Raw genomic sequence first — 15,684 nt, forward strand, 5'->3', positions numbered from 1 at the left:
TAACTCCAGATGCATTGGACACCAGCCGCCAGCGAGCGCTTCTACCGCCTCCTCGTCCGGACCGGGCTGTTCCTGCGGTGGCTGTTCGGAGTCCGCCTGATCGTGACCGGGCAGCAAAACCTGCCGGACGGCGGAGCGCGAAGCCCCGCCAAGGCTGCGAGGACGGTGCTGCCGGGCCGCGGCGCCGTCGTCGCCATCACCCACTTCGGCTACCTGGACTTCGCCGCTGCCGAGCTCGTGCTGTGGCGGCACAACCGCGGGCAGCTGCGGTTTCTGATTCATCAGGGCGCGGCCGACCACTGGCTCGCTGGGCCTTTCATCAGCGCAGCGGGCCAGCTGGTGGTGCGCCACGGTTCGCGGACGGCCGCCTATGACGACGCCGTGGCCAGGCTCCGCGCCGGTGAGTATCTGGCCGTCATGCCCGAAGCCGGTGTCAGCCGCAGCTTCAGGGTCCGCGAATGCAGGACAGGGGCAGTGCGGATGGCGGCCGAGGCGGGAGTGCCGCTCATCCCGGTCTCCGTCTGGGGCGCCCACCGGATCCTGACCCGCGGCAACGGCCTTCCGCTGCACCGCATCCGGCGCGCACCGGTCCGGGTGCACATCGGCGAGCCGGTGCACCTGGCCGCGGATATCGACGCGGAGGCTGAAACGGCGCGGCTCCGCCGGACGCTGCAGGCGGGAATCGACGACGCCATCGCCAGCTTCCCCGTGGCGGCCCGGCCGGGCGACTGGTGGATGCCGGCGGACCTCGGCGGCGGCGCCATCTCCGAGGAGGAGCGCCAAAGGCTCGATGCCGCCGATCTGGCGAGGGACCGCCGTCGTACGTCCAAAGGTGGGCAGCATCCCAAGTAAGTAGCAGAACAGGGCGTTCCCAAGCCTGGGAACGCCCTGTTCTGCTACATAGATGGGTCAGTCGGAGACGACGTAGGTCTCCGCGCCCTGGCGGCGGGCCTTGCCCGCTTCCATCAAAGGCCCGACGACGGCGCGCAGCGCTGACATGGAATCGTCCACTTCCATGAGCACCGGGTGTTGGTACGCGATGAGGGCCAGCAGGTCACGGACCGCTGCCTGCGCCTCGTCGGCGTCCAGCTCCGGCTCGTGGCCGAGGAACACGTCGGACGGGTGGTCAGCATGTCCTTGTTCGGGGTTTTGCTGCGCATAGCTGATCGCGAAGGCCTGGATCTTGCCCTTGCGGCTGGCCGGCACGCCGGACCCGAAGGCACTGGCTTTCGGGGCGCGCAGCACTATCGCGCCGTGCGCGCCGCTGAGCTCGTCCAGGAACAGACGCTGCACCGTGCCGATGCCCAGTTCGCCCGGGCTGTCCCAGCCGTGGACGGACGAGTAGTACCGGCCCACGACGTCGGACAGCTCCACCGAACCTGTGGCCAGATCCTGAATGCGCTCCGACGCCGCGTCCTCGGAACCGTCGCCGAAGACCGGCAGCTTCAGGGCCGCCGGCTCCACCACGACGAGCCGGGTGTGCTGGATCGGGGTGAGCCCCGCCGCCTCCGCGAAGGCGGCGCCGGAGGTGCCCGGCTCCACCTTGCAGCGGAGCCGGGTGACGCCCGACGGCGATCCCTCCGCCTCGCGGCGCAGCATCATGAGCAGCGTGGAGCCGATGCCGGCCCTGCGGTGGTCCCGGGCCACCTCGACGTAGACCCACAGCCGCTCCGGGTGCAGGCTGGCCTCGTGGACCACGCCTGCGGCAACCGGGATGGCCACGCCGTCGACGACGTCCTCGGCCACGATGCAGCGCCGCCACGGCGCGTTGCCGGAGGGCGCGAGGGTGCCGCGGAACTGCCCTGCCTGGTCAGTTTCGGGGTCGCCCCAGATTTCCAGCAGGGCGAGGTCGTCGCCCTCGCGCCATTCGCGGTATTGGATCGCCACGGCTAGGCGCCGATCAGCCGTGCGGCCAGGTAGCCCTCCACCTTGTCCAGGGACACGCGTTCCTGGCTCATGGTGTCGCGTTCACGGATGGTGACCGCCTGGTCCTCGAGCGTGTCGAAGTCCACCGTGATGCAGAACGGGGTGCCGATCTCGTCCTGGCGGCGGTAGCGGCGGCCGATGGCGCCGGCGTCGTCGAAGTCGATGTTCCAGTTCTTGCGCAGCTGCGTGCCCAGGTCCTTGGCCTTCGGGGAGAGGTCCTCGTTGCGGCTCAGCGGCAGCACGGCCGCCTTGACCGGGGCAAGCCGCGGGTCGAGCTTCAGCACGGTGCGGACGTCCACGCCGCCCTTGGCGTTGGGGGCCTCATCCTCGGTGTAGGCGTCGATGAGGAACGCCATGAAGGACCGGGTCAGGCCTGCGGCGGGCTCGATCACGTACGGGGTGTAGCGCTCGTTGGTGGCCTGGTTGAAGTAGCTGAGGTCCGTTCCGGAGGCCTTGGCGTGGGTGGAGAGATCGAAGTCGGTGCGGTTGGCGATGCCTTCCAGCTCGCCCCACTCGGAGCCCTGGAAACCGAAGCGGTACTCGATGTCCGTGGTGCCCTTGGAGTAGTGGCTGAGCTTGTCCTGCGGGTGCTCGAAGAAGCGCAGGTTCTCCTCGCGGATGCCCAGGCCGGTGTACCAGGCCATACGCTCCTTCATCCAGTATTCGTGCCACTCTTCGTCCGTGCCCGGCTCCACGAAGAATTCCATCTCCATCTGCTCGAACTCACGGGTACGGAAGATGAAGTTGCCGGGCGTGATCTCGTTGCGGAAGGACTTGCCGATCTGGCCGATGCCGAACGGCGGCTTCTTCCGGGAGGTGGTGAGGACGTTGCTGAAGTTCACGAAGATGCCCTGCGCGGTTTCGGGGCGCAGGTAGTGCAGTCCCTCATCGCTGGCCACGGGGCCCAGGAAGGTCTTCAGGAGGCCGGAGAATTCCTGCGGCTCGGTCCATTCGCCGCGGGTTCCGCAGTTGGCGCAGGCGATGTCCTTGAGGCCGTTCTCGGCGGGACGGCCCTTCTTCTCCTCGTATTCCTCTTCGAGGTGGTCGGCGCGGTAGCGCTTGTGGCAGGAGAGGCATTCGACGAGGGGGTCAGAGAAGACCTCAACGTGGCCGGAGGCTTCCCATACCTGGCGGGGCAGGATCACGGAGGAGTCCAGGCCCACCACGTCCTCACGGCCGCGGACCACGGACTGCCACCACTGGCGCTTGATGTTTTCCTTCAGCTCGGCACCGAGGGGTCCGTAGTCCCAAGCGGAACGCGAGCCTCCGTAGATCTCGCCGGCCTGGAAAACGAATCCTCTCCGCTTGGAAAGGGAAATGACCTGGTCGAGGACGGATTTTGCTGCCATGGGAACTCCAATTTCTACAGGGCCGCTGGGTGCGGTCCGCGGTGTCTCTGGCCCGTGACCGCGGCTGGATGCCGGGCGGGGGCGTGTGAAAGGGAAAAACTGTGCAGGAAGCTGCGTGTCCTAGCCTACCGGGAGCTGCCTGTGGAGGGCGCCCCTGACTTTCGAAGACAACCCGTCACCTCCGGAGGGCGCCCCGCGGCCAGGGCAGGGTGGCCACGACAATGGACGCGAGGGTCAGCAGGGTCCCCAGAACCGTGGCGGCCTCCACCACTGTGCCCGGCGTGGGCACCAGCAGGTCCAGGCCCAGCGACCCCAGCAGCTGCCCGGCGATCATTCCAAGGCCCGTCACCAGCACCCCGAGGCTGCGAACCAGCAGCGCGCCGAGGCCGATGAACACGCAGCCCATGGGTCCGCCGAGGTAGTACCACCACTCCCCCGGCAGCGGGTTGGCCGGTCCGGCGACGGCCACCTTGATGGACCAGACAACCCACAGCACGCAGGTGCCGGCGATGAAGTTCACCAGCGTGGCGGCGATCGGCGTCCCGTAGTGCACGGTGGCGGTTCCGTTCATGGCCTGCTGGAAACTCATGAGGAAGCCGGCCAGGACAGGCAGGATGATCGGCAGCAGGAGAGCCGCGGGATCGGCCGCCCCGGCGCCGGCCGCACCGCTGGCGACGCCGGACGCACCGGACGCTCCCGCCGCGCCGCCGGAGAAGCGCGGCGACACAGCCCACGAAACCGCGGCGATAGTGAGGATGCAGCCGATGACGCGGATGCCGGTCACGGATTTCTTGCCCGCCGGACCGATGCCCAGGCGGTCCACCAACAGGCCGCTGAGCGTCTGGCCGGTGACGGTGGCCACCGTGAAAAGGGCGATGCCCAGCAGCCCCACGGTGAAGGACTGAGCGAAGACGAAGAAGGCGCCGATGCCGCCCGCGAGCGCGTAGTACGGCGGGAAGCGGCGTTCACGCAGCGCGGGCAGGATCCGGGCGAGCCCTGCCCGCCCGCGCGGAGCCAGCAGGGAGACGAGAACCATCACGATCAGCCCGGTGCTGAAACTGACGACGGCGGCGGCGATGCCGTCGCCGAGGCGGGCACCAAGGGCCCCGTTGATGCGCCCCTGGACGGGAATCGCAAGGCCGGAGGCCACGGCCATCGGAAGGCCCACGGCAAGGGGCAGCCGGGGTGCATGGGTCATTCGGTTCACCTAACGTCAGGCATCATTACAGGTATGAGCAACCCGGAAATCGAAGAGATCCCCATCCGCGACACCATGATCCGCCTGGGCCAGCTCCTGAAGCTCGCCAACCTCGTGGAGGACGGCGTGGAGGCAACAGAGCTGATCAAGAACGGCCTGGTCAAGGTCAACGGTGAGATCGACGACCGGCGCGGCCGGCAGCTTCACAACGGGGACACGGTAACGGTGAACGGCCAGACCGTCCGGGTCAGCGCTCCCCAGGACTAAGGAAACCTACTTCTTCAGCACTTCATGGGTGAGGAACTCGGAGACGTGGCCGACCTCCTGGGCGTTGATGCCGTGCCACATCCCCGTGTACAGCACCTTGGTCAGCTTCACGTGCTTGCGCACCCAGCCCATCGTGTATTCGATCTTGTCCGGCGTGATGACCGGATCCTGCTGGTCCCGGCCCCAGAACAGCGGGACCGTTCCGTCCAGCTCGGAGTCCCGGAACTCGCCGTCGGAATCCGCATTGACCACAAAGCCGGAAAGCCCGACGACGGCAGCAAAGTCAGCGGGCCGCTGCCGCAGCAGCGTGGTGGCCATGGCCATTCCCATCGAGAACCCGAGAAGGGTGACGGACGGGTGGTTGGCCCTGACCGTGTCCAGCCAGTCCAGGACGTACGCTGACGCGGCCTTGACGGCGTCGACGGAGTATTCGATCGAGCCGGTCAGCGGGAACCAGGAAAAGCCGGGTCCCATGGCGATGGGTGCGCGGACAGATGCAACGGCGAAGTCGTCCGGGAGCATGTCAGCCAGGCTGAGGAGGTCCTGCTCGTTCGCGCCGTACCCGTGCAGCAGGACGAGCAGGGGCTTGCCGGCCCTGGCTTCCTCGGGCTTGGACCACAGAACAACGGGGGCAGGAAAGGAGTCGGCAGAAGTCATGGCTCCATTCTTACAGTTACCCTCCGGTAACAACCTACGGTGGCGTAGCCGGGCGCTGACGGTACAGGATGGGAAGGTGAGCGGAACCGAACCCATGCAGCAGGCCCCGGAGCCTATAGAAGAAGCGAATGAGCCTGCGGGCCGCCATCCCTGGAGCCGGTATGTGGCCATGGGCGATTCCTTCACCGAAGGCATCGGCGACCCCGAACCCAGCAGCCCGGGCGGCTACCGCGGCTGGGCGGACCGGGTGGCGGAAGAGTTGGGACGGGGCCAGGAGGATTTCGCCTACGCAAACCTGGCCGTGCGGGGACGGCTGCTGCAGCAGATCATCGACCAGCAGCTCGCACCGTGCCTGGCCCTCAAGCCTGACCTGGTCACCCTGTCCGCCGGCGGCAACGACCTCATCCGGCCCGGCGGCGACCCGGACGCCCTCGCCGAACGGCTCGACCCCGTGGTGCAGATCCTGGGAATGAGCGGCGCCACCGTGGTGCTGTTCAACGGTCCGGATACGGGTTCGTCGGTGCTGGGCCGGATCCGCAGCAAGGTGGCCATCTACAACGAGAACCTCCGCACCATCGCCGCCCGGCACGACGCGATCATTGCCGACATGTGGTCGCTCCGGCAGTTGAAGGATCCGCAGATGTGGAACGAGGACCGGCTGCACTTCTCGCCGCTGGGACACCACACCATCGCCGCCATGGTGCTCGAGGCCCTGAATGTCCAGCACAGCCTGGAACCGCTCGCGCCGAAGCCGCTGCCGCCCCGCAGCTGGCGCGAGGCCCGCAGCGAAGACCTCGTCTGGGCGCGGGAGTATTTTGTGCCGTGGGTGGTCCGGCGACTGCGCCACCGGTCCTCCGGCGACGGCATCACCCCCAAACGCCCGACGCCGGGACCTGTGTTCGGCCCGGGCGTCCCGTTGGGTTCGGGTGAAGGTCCGCTGAGGCTGGGTAATCCGGTCCGTCAGTAGCCGGAGGTGAGTGACCTAACTCCAGAGGTGACTTATCCGCTAAAAGTGAGGAGCGTCGTCGGGCATGGAACCCCAGGAGGTGCTGCGGACCCGGCTGGCCGGCCAGCAGCTGAGGGAGCCGCAGGCAGCAACGGCAGAGGGAGCCCTGAAGAACCTGCTGGCCGTGCAGGCGCAGGAGTTCGCCTACGCGCGCTGGTCCCTTGCCCAGCGGACGACGGGTGCCACGGCGGAGGATGTGGAACAGGCGGTTGCCGACGGACGAATTCTCCGGACCCATATCCTGCGGCCCACCTGGCATTTTGTGCACCGCGACGATCTGCCGTGGTTGCGGGCCCTGTCCGAACCCCGGCTGCACCAGGCAAACGCCGGCACGTACCGCAGGACCGGAATCGACGACGCAGCGGCATCCCGGAGCGCAGACGTCATGGCAGAAGCGGTGGCGGGCGGGGTGCACCTCACCCGTGAGCAGCTGGCTGACAGGCTGGCGGGCGCCGGCTTCCCGGCCAAAGGTCTCGCCCTCGCGTACCTGATCATGCATGCGGAGATCAGCGGGGTGCTGGTCAGCGGCACGCCCGTCCGCAGCCCGGGCGGCGCGCTGCGGCAGACCTATGCGGCGTTCGATGAGCGTGTGGCTGGGACCGCCTGGGCCGTTGTGCCCTCGCGGGAGGAATCGCTGGCGGCCCTGGTGCTGAGGTATTTCGGGAGCCGCGGGCCTGCCACCGTCCGGGATTGCGCGGACTGGTCGGGTCTCACGATGACGGATGTGCGCAAGGGGTTGGCGCTGGCGGACGAGATTGATCCCGGAGGGATCGCTGGCGTCAGCTTCGACGGCGCCGACTTCTATCTTCGGCCCGCTGAGTACGGCCGGGACGCGCTGGGGCCGGGCGCTGTTTCGGGGCAGATCGGTGGATCGGGAAGTCCCGGGCCGGGGACGGGCAGGGCCTGCGAACCAGGACAGGCCGGCGACGGGCGGCCGCAGGTGGACCTGGTCCAGTGCTACGACGAATACATCATGGGCTACTCGGTCTCGCGGCGTTATTTCGGCGGAACCGCGCCGGCCTATCCCTTTGGCGACAACCCTATGCACGTGGTCCTGCTCGACGGGGTGCTGGCGGGTTCCTGGCGGCATTCGCTGGTGCGACGGGGGTCCGCCGCGGAACGCTGCGAGCTGGACATCCGGCTCTCCCGGCCGCTGGGTCATGCCGCCGAGGTGGCTGTGAATGAAGCCCTGGAGGCTGCCGTGGCCAGGTACAGGGACTTCCTCGGCATGCCGACGGTCCGGATTCCGCCCGGCACCTGACTTCCGCCACCTGCCGTGCGCTGCCGTGCGCTCTGGGCATAAGCATCCCGGGCGCGTTATCTGACGGGACTAAGCTGGAATGGACACTCACCGAGAGGCCCCACCGTGTTCGATTTCTTTTTCTGGATCATCATTCTGGCCGTCCTGGTTCCCATGGGCATGCGGATGTACCGGAGGACGGTCCAGCGGCGGAACCAGGGGCCCGGCCTGCCCGGACAGTACCCCGGCCAGTTCCCCAACCACGGGGACAACCAGTTCGGCAACCAGCCGGGCAACCCGTTCGGTGGCCCATTCTCTGGCCGCCCGGACAACCGGCCGAGGGACGGCTACACACAGCAGGACTACTTCAGCGGCGGATTCGGATTCCCGCAGCGCGGTGGCCGTGAAGAGCTTCCGCCCCTGAACCAGCCCTACCCGCCATACCCCCAGCCCGGCCCGAACGAGCCGTATCCAAACCAGCCGTACGCGGACCAGCCGTATCCAAACCAGCCCTACCCCAACCAGACTGGCCCCGGTGGAACTGGCGCGCCCCCTTGGCAGCAGGGGCCGATTCCCTACGAGGACAGCCCGGAATACCGGGCCAACCCGCCCCAGACTCAGCAAAACCCCGCCCCTCCCGCTGGAGCAGCCCCCTCAACTCCCCCGCCGCCGTCGGCCCCGCAGGGGTTCCGCGCACGGAAACTGGCCGAGCTCGATCAGCAGTACAGCGACGGCCAGATCTCCATGGAGGAGTACATGACCCGGCGCAACGACATCATGAACGGCTAGCAGCAGGCCCGCGCCGCAAATCCCCGTGCCCTGCGGGACCGCCTCTGAACGGCCGTCAGTGTGAGTCCTGTCAGCTTGAGTTGACCGTCAGCTTGAATCGACTGTCAGGTTCAGTTGATGGTCAGCGTGACGGGGGCCGCCGTCGCTGGACCGCCGCATTCCGTCGCTTTGCCAATCTGCTGCCAGACCAGTGACACCCGTTTCTCCGCGAGGGTCTTGCCGGCACGGTCGAGGGCACGCACAGTCACTGAGCCTGGCGATTCCACGACGAATCCAAATCGCCAGGCATCGGAACCGGTCCGCTCGACCGAGATGTGGTGTTCGGCCGGTCCCTGTCCGGGCGGGAAGCCCAGACCGTTGGCCCCGGTTGGAGTTGGAGTTGCCGTTGGAAGCACCGGCGGCGGGGCTGGGCGGTCCGTTGCCTGGGAACATGCTTCCGGAGTGCACAGCTGGACCCAGGTCACGCCGCGGGTGTCCCCGTCCAAGGCCACAGTGACGTAGTTGATCCAGGCCATGGACGGGCAGGTCTTGCCGCATCCCGTGACCGGCAGGAGCGCCGGCAGCAGGACTGCAAGGCATGCAATGGGCCTCAGTCGGACCATGCGGCCAGCATAGGGCCGGACACACCCGAAAACCACAGGCTCCCGCGCCCGCTGACCACGGGCCACAAGTGTACGTTCGCGCGAAACGTACCGGGAACAAAAACAGCCCGCGGCCCGCTGCTTGTGGCTGCGGGACGCGGGCTGGGGCACGGGCCGGCCGTAACCGGCCCGAACTCAAGTTTTGATGTAAACCGAGTTTCGAGTTTAGTCGATCTGCGGGAAGCCGAGGTCAATGACCGACGTGGACGGGTCCGGCCAGCGCGTGGTGACCACCTTGCCGCGGGTGTAGAAGCGGATGCTGTCCGGGCCGTACATGTGGGTGTCGCCGAACAGCGAGTTCTTCCAGCCGCCGAACGAGAAGGTGCCCACAGGAACGGGGATGGGGACGTTGACGCCCACCATGCCGGCGTCGACGTCGAACTCGAACTGCCGTGCTGCGCCACCGTCGCGGGTGAAGATGGCCGTGCCGTTGCCGAACTCGTTCTCGTTGACCAGCCGGACGGCGTCACTGTAGGTGTCGACGCGGACCACCGACAGGACCGGGCCGAAGATCTCATCGTCGTACACCCTCATGCCCGGCTTCACATTGTCCACCAGGCTGACGCCGATGAAGAAACCGTTCGAGTCGAACTGCTGTGAGCGCCCGTCCACGACGACGGTGGCGCCTTCGTTTTCCGCTCCCGCAACGTAGGAAGCCACCCGGTCCCGGTGCTCCGCGGTGATCAGCGGGCCCATCTGGGAGGCGGGGTCGGTTCCCGGGCCGATCTTGAGGCCGGCCATGCGGCTGGAGATGGCCTGCACAAGATCGTCGGCGATGTTGCCCACCGCCACGAGGACGCTGACAGCCATGCAGCGTTCGCCGGCGGAACCGTAGGCAGCGGAAACCGCAGCGTCGGCAGCCATGTCCAGATCGGCGTCGGGCAGCACCACCATGTGGTTCTTCGCCCCGCCCAGCGCCTGGACACGCTTGCCGTGATCGGCCGCCCGCTTGTAGATCGATTGCGCGATGGGTGTGGAGCCTACGAAGCTCACCGCCTTCACATCGGGGTGCTCAAGCAGGACGTCCACCGCTTCCTTATCCCCCTGGACCACGTTCAGCACGCCCGCGGGCAGCCCTGCCTCGGCAAAGGCCTCCGCGATGAAGATCGCGGCGGAAGGGTCCTTCTCGCTGGGCTTCAGCAGCACGGTATTGCCGCAGGCCAGGGCGCTGCCGATCATCCACAGCGGCACCATGGCCGGGAAATTGAACGGCGTAATGCAGGCCACGACGCCCACCGGCTGCCGGACGGAGTGGACGTCGATGCCGCTGGAGACCTGCTCCGAGCGCTCACCCTTGAGCATGTGCGACAGGCCCGTGGCGAACTCGATGTTCTCCAGGCCGCGGGAGATCTCACCCTCGGCATCGGAGAGGACCTTGCCGTGCTCGCTGGTGAGGATGGCAGCAAGCTCGGGCTTGCGCTGGTTCAGGATCTCGCGGACCCGGAAGAAGATGTTGGTGCGCTTGGCCAGGCTGGTGGCCCGCCACGCCGGCAGCGCGGCCCGGGCGGCGGCGATGGCCTCCTCGGTCCGGGACGCCGAGGCGAGCGCCACCTGCTTCTCCTGCTCGCCGGTGGCGGGGTTGAAGACGGGGCCAAAGCGTTCGGCGTCGCTGACACGGCGGCCGTTGATGAAATGCGGAATGGTTTCCATGGGAGGTCTCTTTTCGTGCGTTGCTTGCAGAAGGCTTGCTTGAAGATGCTTGCTTGCAGGTGGGGCTGGGGAATGTGCCGGAAGAGCCGGGCTACTTGGCGGAGGCCAGCGAGCCGTCGGCGAGCTTGATGATCATCGAGCAGTCTTTGCCCGCCTCGCCGGCGTCGATGAGCTGCTGGAACAGCTGCTGGACGTGCTTGCCGATCTCCAGGGGGGTGCCGGTGTCCTCGGCGGCGCTGATGGCAAGGCCGATGTCCTTGTTGGCCAGCTCGGTGGTGAAGGTGGGTGCGAAGTCGTTGTTGGAGGCGGCAGTGGGGACCACGCCGGGTACCGGGTACCAGGTCCGCAGGGCCCAGGAGTCGCCGGAGGAGACGGATGCGATGTCCCAGAAGACCTGCTTGTCCAGGCCCAGCCGGTCGGCCAGGACGGCGCCCTCGGCGGTGGACGCCAGGTTGATGAAGAGCATGAGGTTGTTGCAGATCTTCGCTGCCTGACCGGTGGTGGCGCCGCCGGTGGGGATGATGTTGGCCGCCATCGGGCCGATGTAGCCGGTGGCGTCGGCGACCGCACCCTGCTCGCCGCCCACCATGAAGGTCAGCGTCCCGGCCTTGGCCCCGCTCATGCCGCCGGAGACCGGGGCGTCCACGAAGCGGAAGCCGGCGGCAGCGGCGGCGTCGTGCAGTTCCTGGGCGGAAGCGATATCGATAGTGGAGGAATCCACCAGCAGCGTGCGGGTGTCTGCATGTGCCAGTACGCCGTCCTCGCCGAGGTAGACCGCGCGGGCGTGCTCGCCCTTGGGCAGCATGGTGAACACCACGTCCGCGCCCTCGACGGCCTCGGCAATGCTGCCGGCCGGCTTCACGCCGGCCCCCTCGGCGGCGGCGAGCGCTGCGGGGTTGAGGTCAAAGCCGCGGACGTCGTGCCCGGCCTTCGCCAGGTTCGCGGTCATGTTGCCGCCCATGTTTCCGAGGCCGATCCAGCCGATTACTGCCATTTCGTAAGCTCCTTTGCTACGGATCCGGCCGCCGGGGCCGGAAGGTCTGTGTCCACCATCACACCCTGCTAGAGTGCAATCAAGGGGAAAAATTACAGACGGCATGTGCACTGATGCACACAGAACGAAAGGCCCGCCGTGGACCTGAGGCGGCTTCCGAGCCCGGACGACCTGCTGATCCTGCTGACAGTGGCACGCCTCGGCAGGTTCAATGCGGTGGCGGAAACGCTGGGCACCACCCACACCACCATCTCCCGCCGGATCCTTGCTTTAGACAAGCAGCTGGGCGGACGGACCCTGGAACGCAGCCCGCACGGCTGGGAACTGACCCAGCTCGGCGCCTCCGCAGTGGAGGCGGCGGAGGCCATCGAGAGCACGCTCGGATCCCTCTCCGGCCTCATCAGCCAGGACCGGAGCGCCCTGTCCGGGCTGGTGCGTGTCGCGACGACGGACGGGGTCGGGGCGGTGTTCGTCACGCCCGCGCTGGTCCGGCTGCAGCAGCACAACCCGCAGCTGAACGTCGAGATGCTGAGCGCCACCCGGAAGGTCAGCCAGAACAGGTCCGGCGTGGACCTGGAAATCGTGGTGGGCAGGACCGACGTGACCAACGCCCAGACCATCTTCCTGAGCAACTACTACCTGCGCCTCTACGCCAGCCCCGGCTACACCGCGGAACACGGACTGCCGGAAAAGCTCGACGACGTGGGGCAGCACGGCTTTGTCTCTTACGTTGAGTCTGCACTCCAGGTGGCGGAGCTGGGGCACCGCTGGTCCTCCGAGCTGCCGATGCCCAGCTCAAGCTTCCAGGCCACGAGCGTGTTCGCCCAGGTGGAGGCCGTGCGGCAGGGCGCAGGCATCGGGCTGCTGCCGAACTTCATGGTGGCCGGGCAGCCGGACTTTGTTCCCGTGCTCGCCGACGACTTCGAGCGCCAGCTGCCCATCTGGGCGGTGGCACGGCCGGAATCCCTCCGCTCCGCCCCGGTGCAGGCCGTCATCGCGTCGCTCAAGGAGGAAGTGAAGGCCCGGGCAGCAGTGCTGGCGGGCTGACGCGCGGCCGTGCAGCCCCTACACGCCGTGCGCTGCACGGCCGTCTCGCACCCGCCCAGCGGGCTGTTCCCCCGGCAGGCGGGCGCCCGCCGTCGGGCCTGTCCCACCAGGCCTCAGGCCTGGAACAGCCGCCGCACCACCTGTCCGGACGCGAGTGCATCCAGTCCCTCGTTGATCTCGGCGAGCGGCCTGGTGTCGGTGTGCAGCAGCTCCACCGGCAGCCTGCCCTCGCGCCAGTAGCCGAGGTAAAGCGGGATGTCGCGTGCGGGAACGGCGTCACCCATGTACGAACCCAGCAGGCGCTTGCCCGCTCCGGCGAACTGCAGCGCCGGCACGGTCAGCTCGGCTGACGGATGGGGCAGGCCGACCGAGACGACGGCGCCGCCCCTGGTCACATGCCCCAGGCAGGCGGCGATCACACCGGCCGAGCCGACGGCTTCGATGGCGACGTCGACGCCGTCGCCGGCGGCTTCCTTGATAAGGCCGGCCGCGTCCTCGGGCGTCCCCACCGCGGTGGCGCCGCAGTCGAGGGCGAACTGGTGCTTGCCGGGATTGGGGTCGATGGCGATCACGCCGGCGGCCCCGGCCAGGGAGGCCGCCATGACGGCGGAAAGCCCCACTGCCCCGAGCCCGAAGACGGCCACCGACTGGCCGGCCGTGACAGCGGCGGTGTTCAGCACCGCCCCCATGCCGGTGAGCACTGCGCAGCCGAACATCGCCGCGACAGTGTCCGGGACGTCGTCGTCAATCACCACCACCGACTCCCGGGCCACCACGGCATAGTCGGCGAACGCCGAGACGCCCAGGTGGTGGTTGATTCGCTCCCCCGCCGGCGTCCGCAGCAGCGCCTCGCCGTGCAGCAGGTCGCCCGAGCCGTTGACCTCGGCCGCCTGGTGGCACAGCGCAGGACGGCCCGACCGGCAGGCGCGGCAGTCGCCGCAGCTCGGCACGAAGACCAGCACCACGTGGTCACCCCTGGATACATCGGTGACGCCGGCGCCGACGGACACGACCCGCCCCACCGCCTCATGGCCCAGCGCCATGGGCAGGGGCCGGACCCGCGAACCGTCCACCACGGACAGGTCGGAATGGCACAGGCTGGAGTAGGTGATGGCAATACCAAGCTCGCCGGCGCGCGGCTCCGGCCGCTCCAGTTCCTGCACCACGAGGGGCCGGGCGTCGGTGTAGCTGGGCTTCTGCGACGGAGCTCCCGCTTCGGTTTCGGTGTTGGCGACGGTGGAGTAGAGGACTGCTGCTTTCATGGGAATCCTTGGTCTCGGTCAACGGGCAACTGCCCGGACCGCTTGGGCGGGTCCGGGCAGTTGCTGAGTGCTCGTTAGGGTCGGGGCTGAAGCCGGCCGGGTCTACTTCTTGCCGGCCGCGAGCAGGTCGGCAGTGCCCTGGGCGTCCGCTGCGTCCACGTCGTGAAGCGAGACGCCGCGGGTTTCCTTCAGGAAGAACACCGCGACGGCGGTGATGGCGCAGGCGATCAGCAGGTAGATGGCCACCGGAACGGAGGACTTATAGGTGGCCAGGAGCGACGCGGCAATGATCGGGGCCAGCGAACCGGCGACGATGGAGGTCACCTGGTAGCCCAGCGAGACGCCGGAGTAGCGCATCCGGGTGGGGAACATTTCCGCCATGATCGCGGGCTGGCCGGCGTACATCAGTGCGTGGAACAGCAGGCCGATCATGATGGAAGCCAGGATGACCACGTCATTCTTGGTGTCCATCATCGGGAAGGCGAAGAAGCCCCAGGTGGCGCCCAGGATGGCGCCGGCCATGTAGACGGGCTTGCGGCCGAAGCGGTCCGACATCTTGCCCACCAGGGGAACGGCGGCGAAGTGCACGGCGTGCGCGAACAGCAGCAGGAGCAGGATCCGCGTCGTATCGGCCTGGACCACGGTCTTGAGGTAGGTGATGGAGAACGTCACCACGAGGTAGTAGAGGATGTTCTCGGCGAAGCGCAGGCCCATGGCGGTGAAGACGCCGCGCGGGTAGCGCTTGAACACCTCGGCAACGCCGTAGCCCTTGTGCCCGGCCTCGACCTCTTTGCGGGCTTCGAGGAAGATCGGGGCGTCATTGACCTTGGTGCGGATGTAGTAGCCGATCAGGACGATCACCGCGGAGAGCCAGAACGCCACGCGCCAGCCCCAGCCGAGGAACGCTTCCTGGGTCAGCGTGGAGGACAGGATGAACAGCACGGCCGTGGCGAGCAGGTTGCCCATGGGCACGGCGGACTGCGGCCAGCTGGCCCAGAAGCCGCGGGATTTGCTGGGGCTGTGCTCTGCCACGAGGAGGACCGCGCCGCCCCATTCGCCGCCGACGGCGAAGCCCTGGGCAAACCGCAGGAAGACCAGGAGCGCCGGCGCCCAGTAGCCGATCTGCTGGAACGTGGGGAGGCAGCCCATGAGGAAGGTGGAAACACCCACCAGGATGATGCTCAGCTGCAGCAGCTGCTTGCGGCCGAACTTGTCGCCGAAGTGGCCGAAGACAATGCCGCCGATCGGGCGGGCAACGAAGCCGACGGCGTACGTGAGGAAGGCGGCGATGATGCCGTCCAGCTCGGTGCCGGCGTTGGGGAAGAATGTCTTGCCGAAGACCAGGGTGGCGGCCGAGGCGTAGAGGAAGAACTCATACCACTCCACGACCGTGCCGGCCATGGACGCCGTGACAACTTTCTTGAGGCCTGAGGCCTTGACGTCGGTTTCTTCTGCACGCCTTACGGCGGAGTTTTCCGTACTCATTGCGAACTCCTTCGGCGTCTTCCTCGACACCACGGGGACCAGTCGATGGCGAACTGGTGTGATGCGCACCACGAACGCCGGATTCAACGAGTATGGTCTGCCCATGACGCAAGCTCAACGCCAAATAGTGCAGGGCGCATCTGCATAAATGCACATCTGCTGCACCGGTATTG

General features: G+C 67.7%; 15 protein-coding genes. 6 read left to right on the forward strand and 9 right to left on the reverse strand.

Going from position 1 to position 15,684, the window contains the following annotated elements:
- The first annotated feature begins 9 nt into the window (after window positions 1-9).
- Complete coding sequence (locus tag R5O87_RS06330; RefSeq protein ID WP_410558269.1) at window positions 10-852, forward strand: lysophospholipid acyltransferase family protein; 843 nt, start codon at window positions 10-12, stop codon at window positions 850-852.
- 57 nt (window positions 853-909) lie between these two features.
- Here the strand turns inward: R5O87_RS06330 and R5O87_RS06335 are convergent, their stop codons facing one another.
- The 3 genes from R5O87_RS06335 to R5O87_RS06345 all read right to left on the reverse strand — a co-directional run bounded on the left by R5O87_RS06335 (window position 910) and on the right by R5O87_RS06345 (window position 4,473).
- A complete protein-coding gene (locus tag R5O87_RS06335; RefSeq protein WP_410558270.1) occupies window positions 910-1,887 on the reverse strand; it encodes a GNAT family N-acetyltransferase in 978 nt (325 codons plus the stop codon).
- Window positions 1,888-1,889: 2 nt separating this feature from the next.
- A complete protein-coding gene (locus tag R5O87_RS06340) occupies window positions 1,890-3,275 on the reverse strand; it encodes a glycine--tRNA ligase (protein ID WP_003802092.1) in 1,386 nt (461 codons plus the stop codon).
- Window positions 3,276-3,450: 175 nt separating this feature from the next.
- Window positions 3,451-4,473 carry a DMT family transporter gene (locus R5O87_RS06345; protein ID WP_410558271.1) on the reverse strand — a complete coding sequence of 341 codons (1,023 nt, stop codon included), beginning with the start codon at window positions 4,471-4,473 and terminating at the stop codon, window positions 3,451-3,453.
- A gap of 33 nt (window positions 4,474-4,506) precedes the next feature.
- Between R5O87_RS06345 and R5O87_RS06350 the strand changes: the two genes are divergently transcribed.
- Window positions 4,507-4,740 (forward strand): RNA-binding S4 domain-containing protein, encoded by a 234-nt coding sequence (locus R5O87_RS06350; protein ID WP_410558272.1) that lies wholly within the window; start codon window positions 4,507-4,509, stop codon window positions 4,738-4,740.
- Window positions 4,741-4,746: 6 nt separating this feature from the next.
- Here the strand turns inward: R5O87_RS06350 and R5O87_RS06355 are convergent, their stop codons facing one another.
- On the reverse strand, window positions 4,747-5,397 hold the full coding sequence (locus R5O87_RS06355) for an alpha/beta hydrolase (protein WP_410558273.1): 651 nt from the start codon (window positions 5,395-5,397) through the stop codon (window positions 4,747-4,749).
- 94 nt (window positions 5,398-5,491) lie between these two features.
- Here R5O87_RS06355 and R5O87_RS06360 point away from each other — a divergent pair, with 94 nt between their 5' ends.
- The 3 genes from R5O87_RS06360 to R5O87_RS06370 all read left to right on the forward strand — a co-directional run bounded on the left by R5O87_RS06360 (window position 5,492) and on the right by R5O87_RS06370 (window position 8,432).
- The gene (locus R5O87_RS06360; protein ID WP_410558277.1) at window positions 5,492-6,364 is read left to right on the forward strand and encodes an SGNH/GDSL hydrolase family protein; all 873 of its coding nucleotides are present in this window, start codon (window positions 5,492-5,494) and stop codon (window positions 6,362-6,364) included.
- 64 nt (window positions 6,365-6,428) lie between these two features.
- Window positions 6,429-7,664 carry a winged helix DNA-binding domain-containing protein gene (locus tag R5O87_RS06365; RefSeq protein WP_410558274.1) on the forward strand — a complete coding sequence of 412 codons (1,236 nt, stop codon included), beginning with the start codon at window positions 6,429-6,431 and terminating at the stop codon, window positions 7,662-7,664.
- 105 nt (window positions 7,665-7,769) lie between these two features.
- Window positions 7,770-8,432: a hypothetical protein gene (locus tag R5O87_RS06370; RefSeq protein ID WP_462836397.1), complete on the forward strand. Its 663-nt coding sequence runs from the start codon at window positions 7,770-7,772 to the stop codon at window positions 8,430-8,432.
- Window positions 8,433-8,542: 110 nt separating this feature from the next.
- Here the strand turns inward: R5O87_RS06370 and R5O87_RS06375 are convergent, their stop codons facing one another.
- The 3 genes from R5O87_RS06375 to mmsB all read right to left on the reverse strand — a co-directional run bounded on the left by R5O87_RS06375 (window position 8,543) and on the right by mmsB (window position 11,717).
- A complete protein-coding gene (locus tag R5O87_RS06375; RefSeq protein ID WP_410555710.1) occupies window positions 8,543-9,034 on the reverse strand; it encodes a hypothetical protein in 492 nt (163 codons plus the stop codon).
- A gap of 204 nt (window positions 9,035-9,238) precedes the next feature.
- A complete protein-coding gene (locus R5O87_RS06380; RefSeq protein WP_410555711.1) occupies window positions 9,239-10,723 on the reverse strand; it encodes a CoA-acylating methylmalonate-semialdehyde dehydrogenase in 1,485 nt (494 codons plus the stop codon).
- 91 nt (window positions 10,724-10,814) lie between these two features.
- A complete protein-coding gene (gene mmsB, locus R5O87_RS06385; RefSeq protein ID WP_410555712.1) occupies window positions 10,815-11,717 on the reverse strand; it encodes a 3-hydroxyisobutyrate dehydrogenase in 903 nt (300 codons plus the stop codon).
- 144 nt (window positions 11,718-11,861) lie between these two features.
- Here mmsB and R5O87_RS06390 point away from each other — a divergent pair, with 144 nt between their 5' ends.
- The gene (locus R5O87_RS06390) at window positions 11,862-12,764 is read left to right on the forward strand and encodes a LysR family transcriptional regulator (protein ID WP_410555823.1); all 903 of its coding nucleotides are present in this window, start codon (window positions 11,862-11,864) and stop codon (window positions 12,762-12,764) included.
- A 113-nt stretch (window positions 12,765-12,877) separates the two neighbouring features.
- Here the strand turns inward: R5O87_RS06390 and R5O87_RS06395 are convergent, their stop codons facing one another.
- Both R5O87_RS06395 and R5O87_RS06400 read right to left on the reverse strand, forming a co-directional pair.
- On the reverse strand, window positions 12,878-14,026 hold the full coding sequence (locus tag R5O87_RS06395; RefSeq protein WP_410555713.1) for an alcohol dehydrogenase catalytic domain-containing protein: 1,149 nt from the start codon (window positions 14,024-14,026) through the stop codon (window positions 12,878-12,880).
- A gap of 102 nt (window positions 14,027-14,128) precedes the next feature.
- Window positions 14,129-15,511: an MFS transporter gene (locus R5O87_RS06400; protein WP_410555714.1), complete on the reverse strand. Its 1,383-nt coding sequence runs from the start codon at window positions 15,509-15,511 to the stop codon at window positions 14,129-14,131.
- Window positions 15,512-15,684: the final 173 nt, after the last annotated feature.

The sequence above is a fragment of the Arthrobacter globiformis genome (assembly GCF_046536215.2).
Lineage (GTDB): Bacteria > Actinomycetota > Actinomycetes > Actinomycetales > Micrococcaceae > Arthrobacter > Arthrobacter globiformis_E.

Bases quoted from the DNA above. Each gene is read 5' to 3' on its own strand.
- R5O87_RS06330 (WP_410558269.1), top strand. From the start codon at position 10: ATGCATTGGACACCAGCCGCCAGCGAGCGCTTCTACCGCCTCCTCGTC.
- R5O87_RS06340 (WP_003802092.1), bottom strand. From the start codon at position 3,275: ATGGCAGCAAAATCCGTCCTCGACCAGGTCATTTCCCTTTCCAAGCGG.
- R5O87_RS06345 (WP_410558271.1), bottom strand. From the start codon at position 4,473: ATGACCCATGCACCCCGGCTGCCCCTTGCCGTGGGCCTTCCGATGGCC.
- R5O87_RS06350 (WP_410558272.1), top strand. From the start codon at position 4,507: ATGAGCAACCCGGAAATCGAAGAGATCCCCATCCGCGACACCATGATC.
- R5O87_RS06355 (WP_410558273.1), bottom strand. From the start codon at position 5,397: ATGACTTCTGCCGACTCCTTTCCTGCCCCCGTTGTTCTGTGGTCCAAG.
- R5O87_RS06360 (WP_410558277.1), top strand. From the start codon at position 5,492: ATGCAGCAGGCCCCGGAGCCTATAGAAGAAGCGAATGAGCCTGCGGGC.
- R5O87_RS06365 (WP_410558274.1), top strand. From the start codon at position 6,429: ATGGAACCCCAGGAGGTGCTGCGGACCCGGCTGGCCGGCCAGCAGCTG.
- R5O87_RS06375 (WP_410555710.1), bottom strand. From the start codon at position 9,034: ATGGTCCGACTGAGGCCCATTGCATGCCTTGCAGTCCTGCTGCCGGCG.
- R5O87_RS06380 (WP_410555711.1), bottom strand. From the start codon at position 10,723: ATGGAAACCATTCCGCATTTCATCAACGGCCGCCGTGTCAGCGACGCC.
- mmsB (WP_410555712.1), bottom strand. From the start codon at position 11,717: ATGGCAGTAATCGGCTGGATCGGCCTCGGAAACATGGGCGGCAACATG.
- R5O87_RS06395 (WP_410555713.1), bottom strand. From the start codon at position 14,026: ATGAAAGCAGCAGTCCTCTACTCCACCGTCGCCAACACCGAAACCGAA.
- R5O87_RS06400 (WP_410555714.1), bottom strand. From the start codon at position 15,511: ATGAGTACGGAAAACTCCGCCGTAAGGCGTGCAGAAGAAACCGACGTC.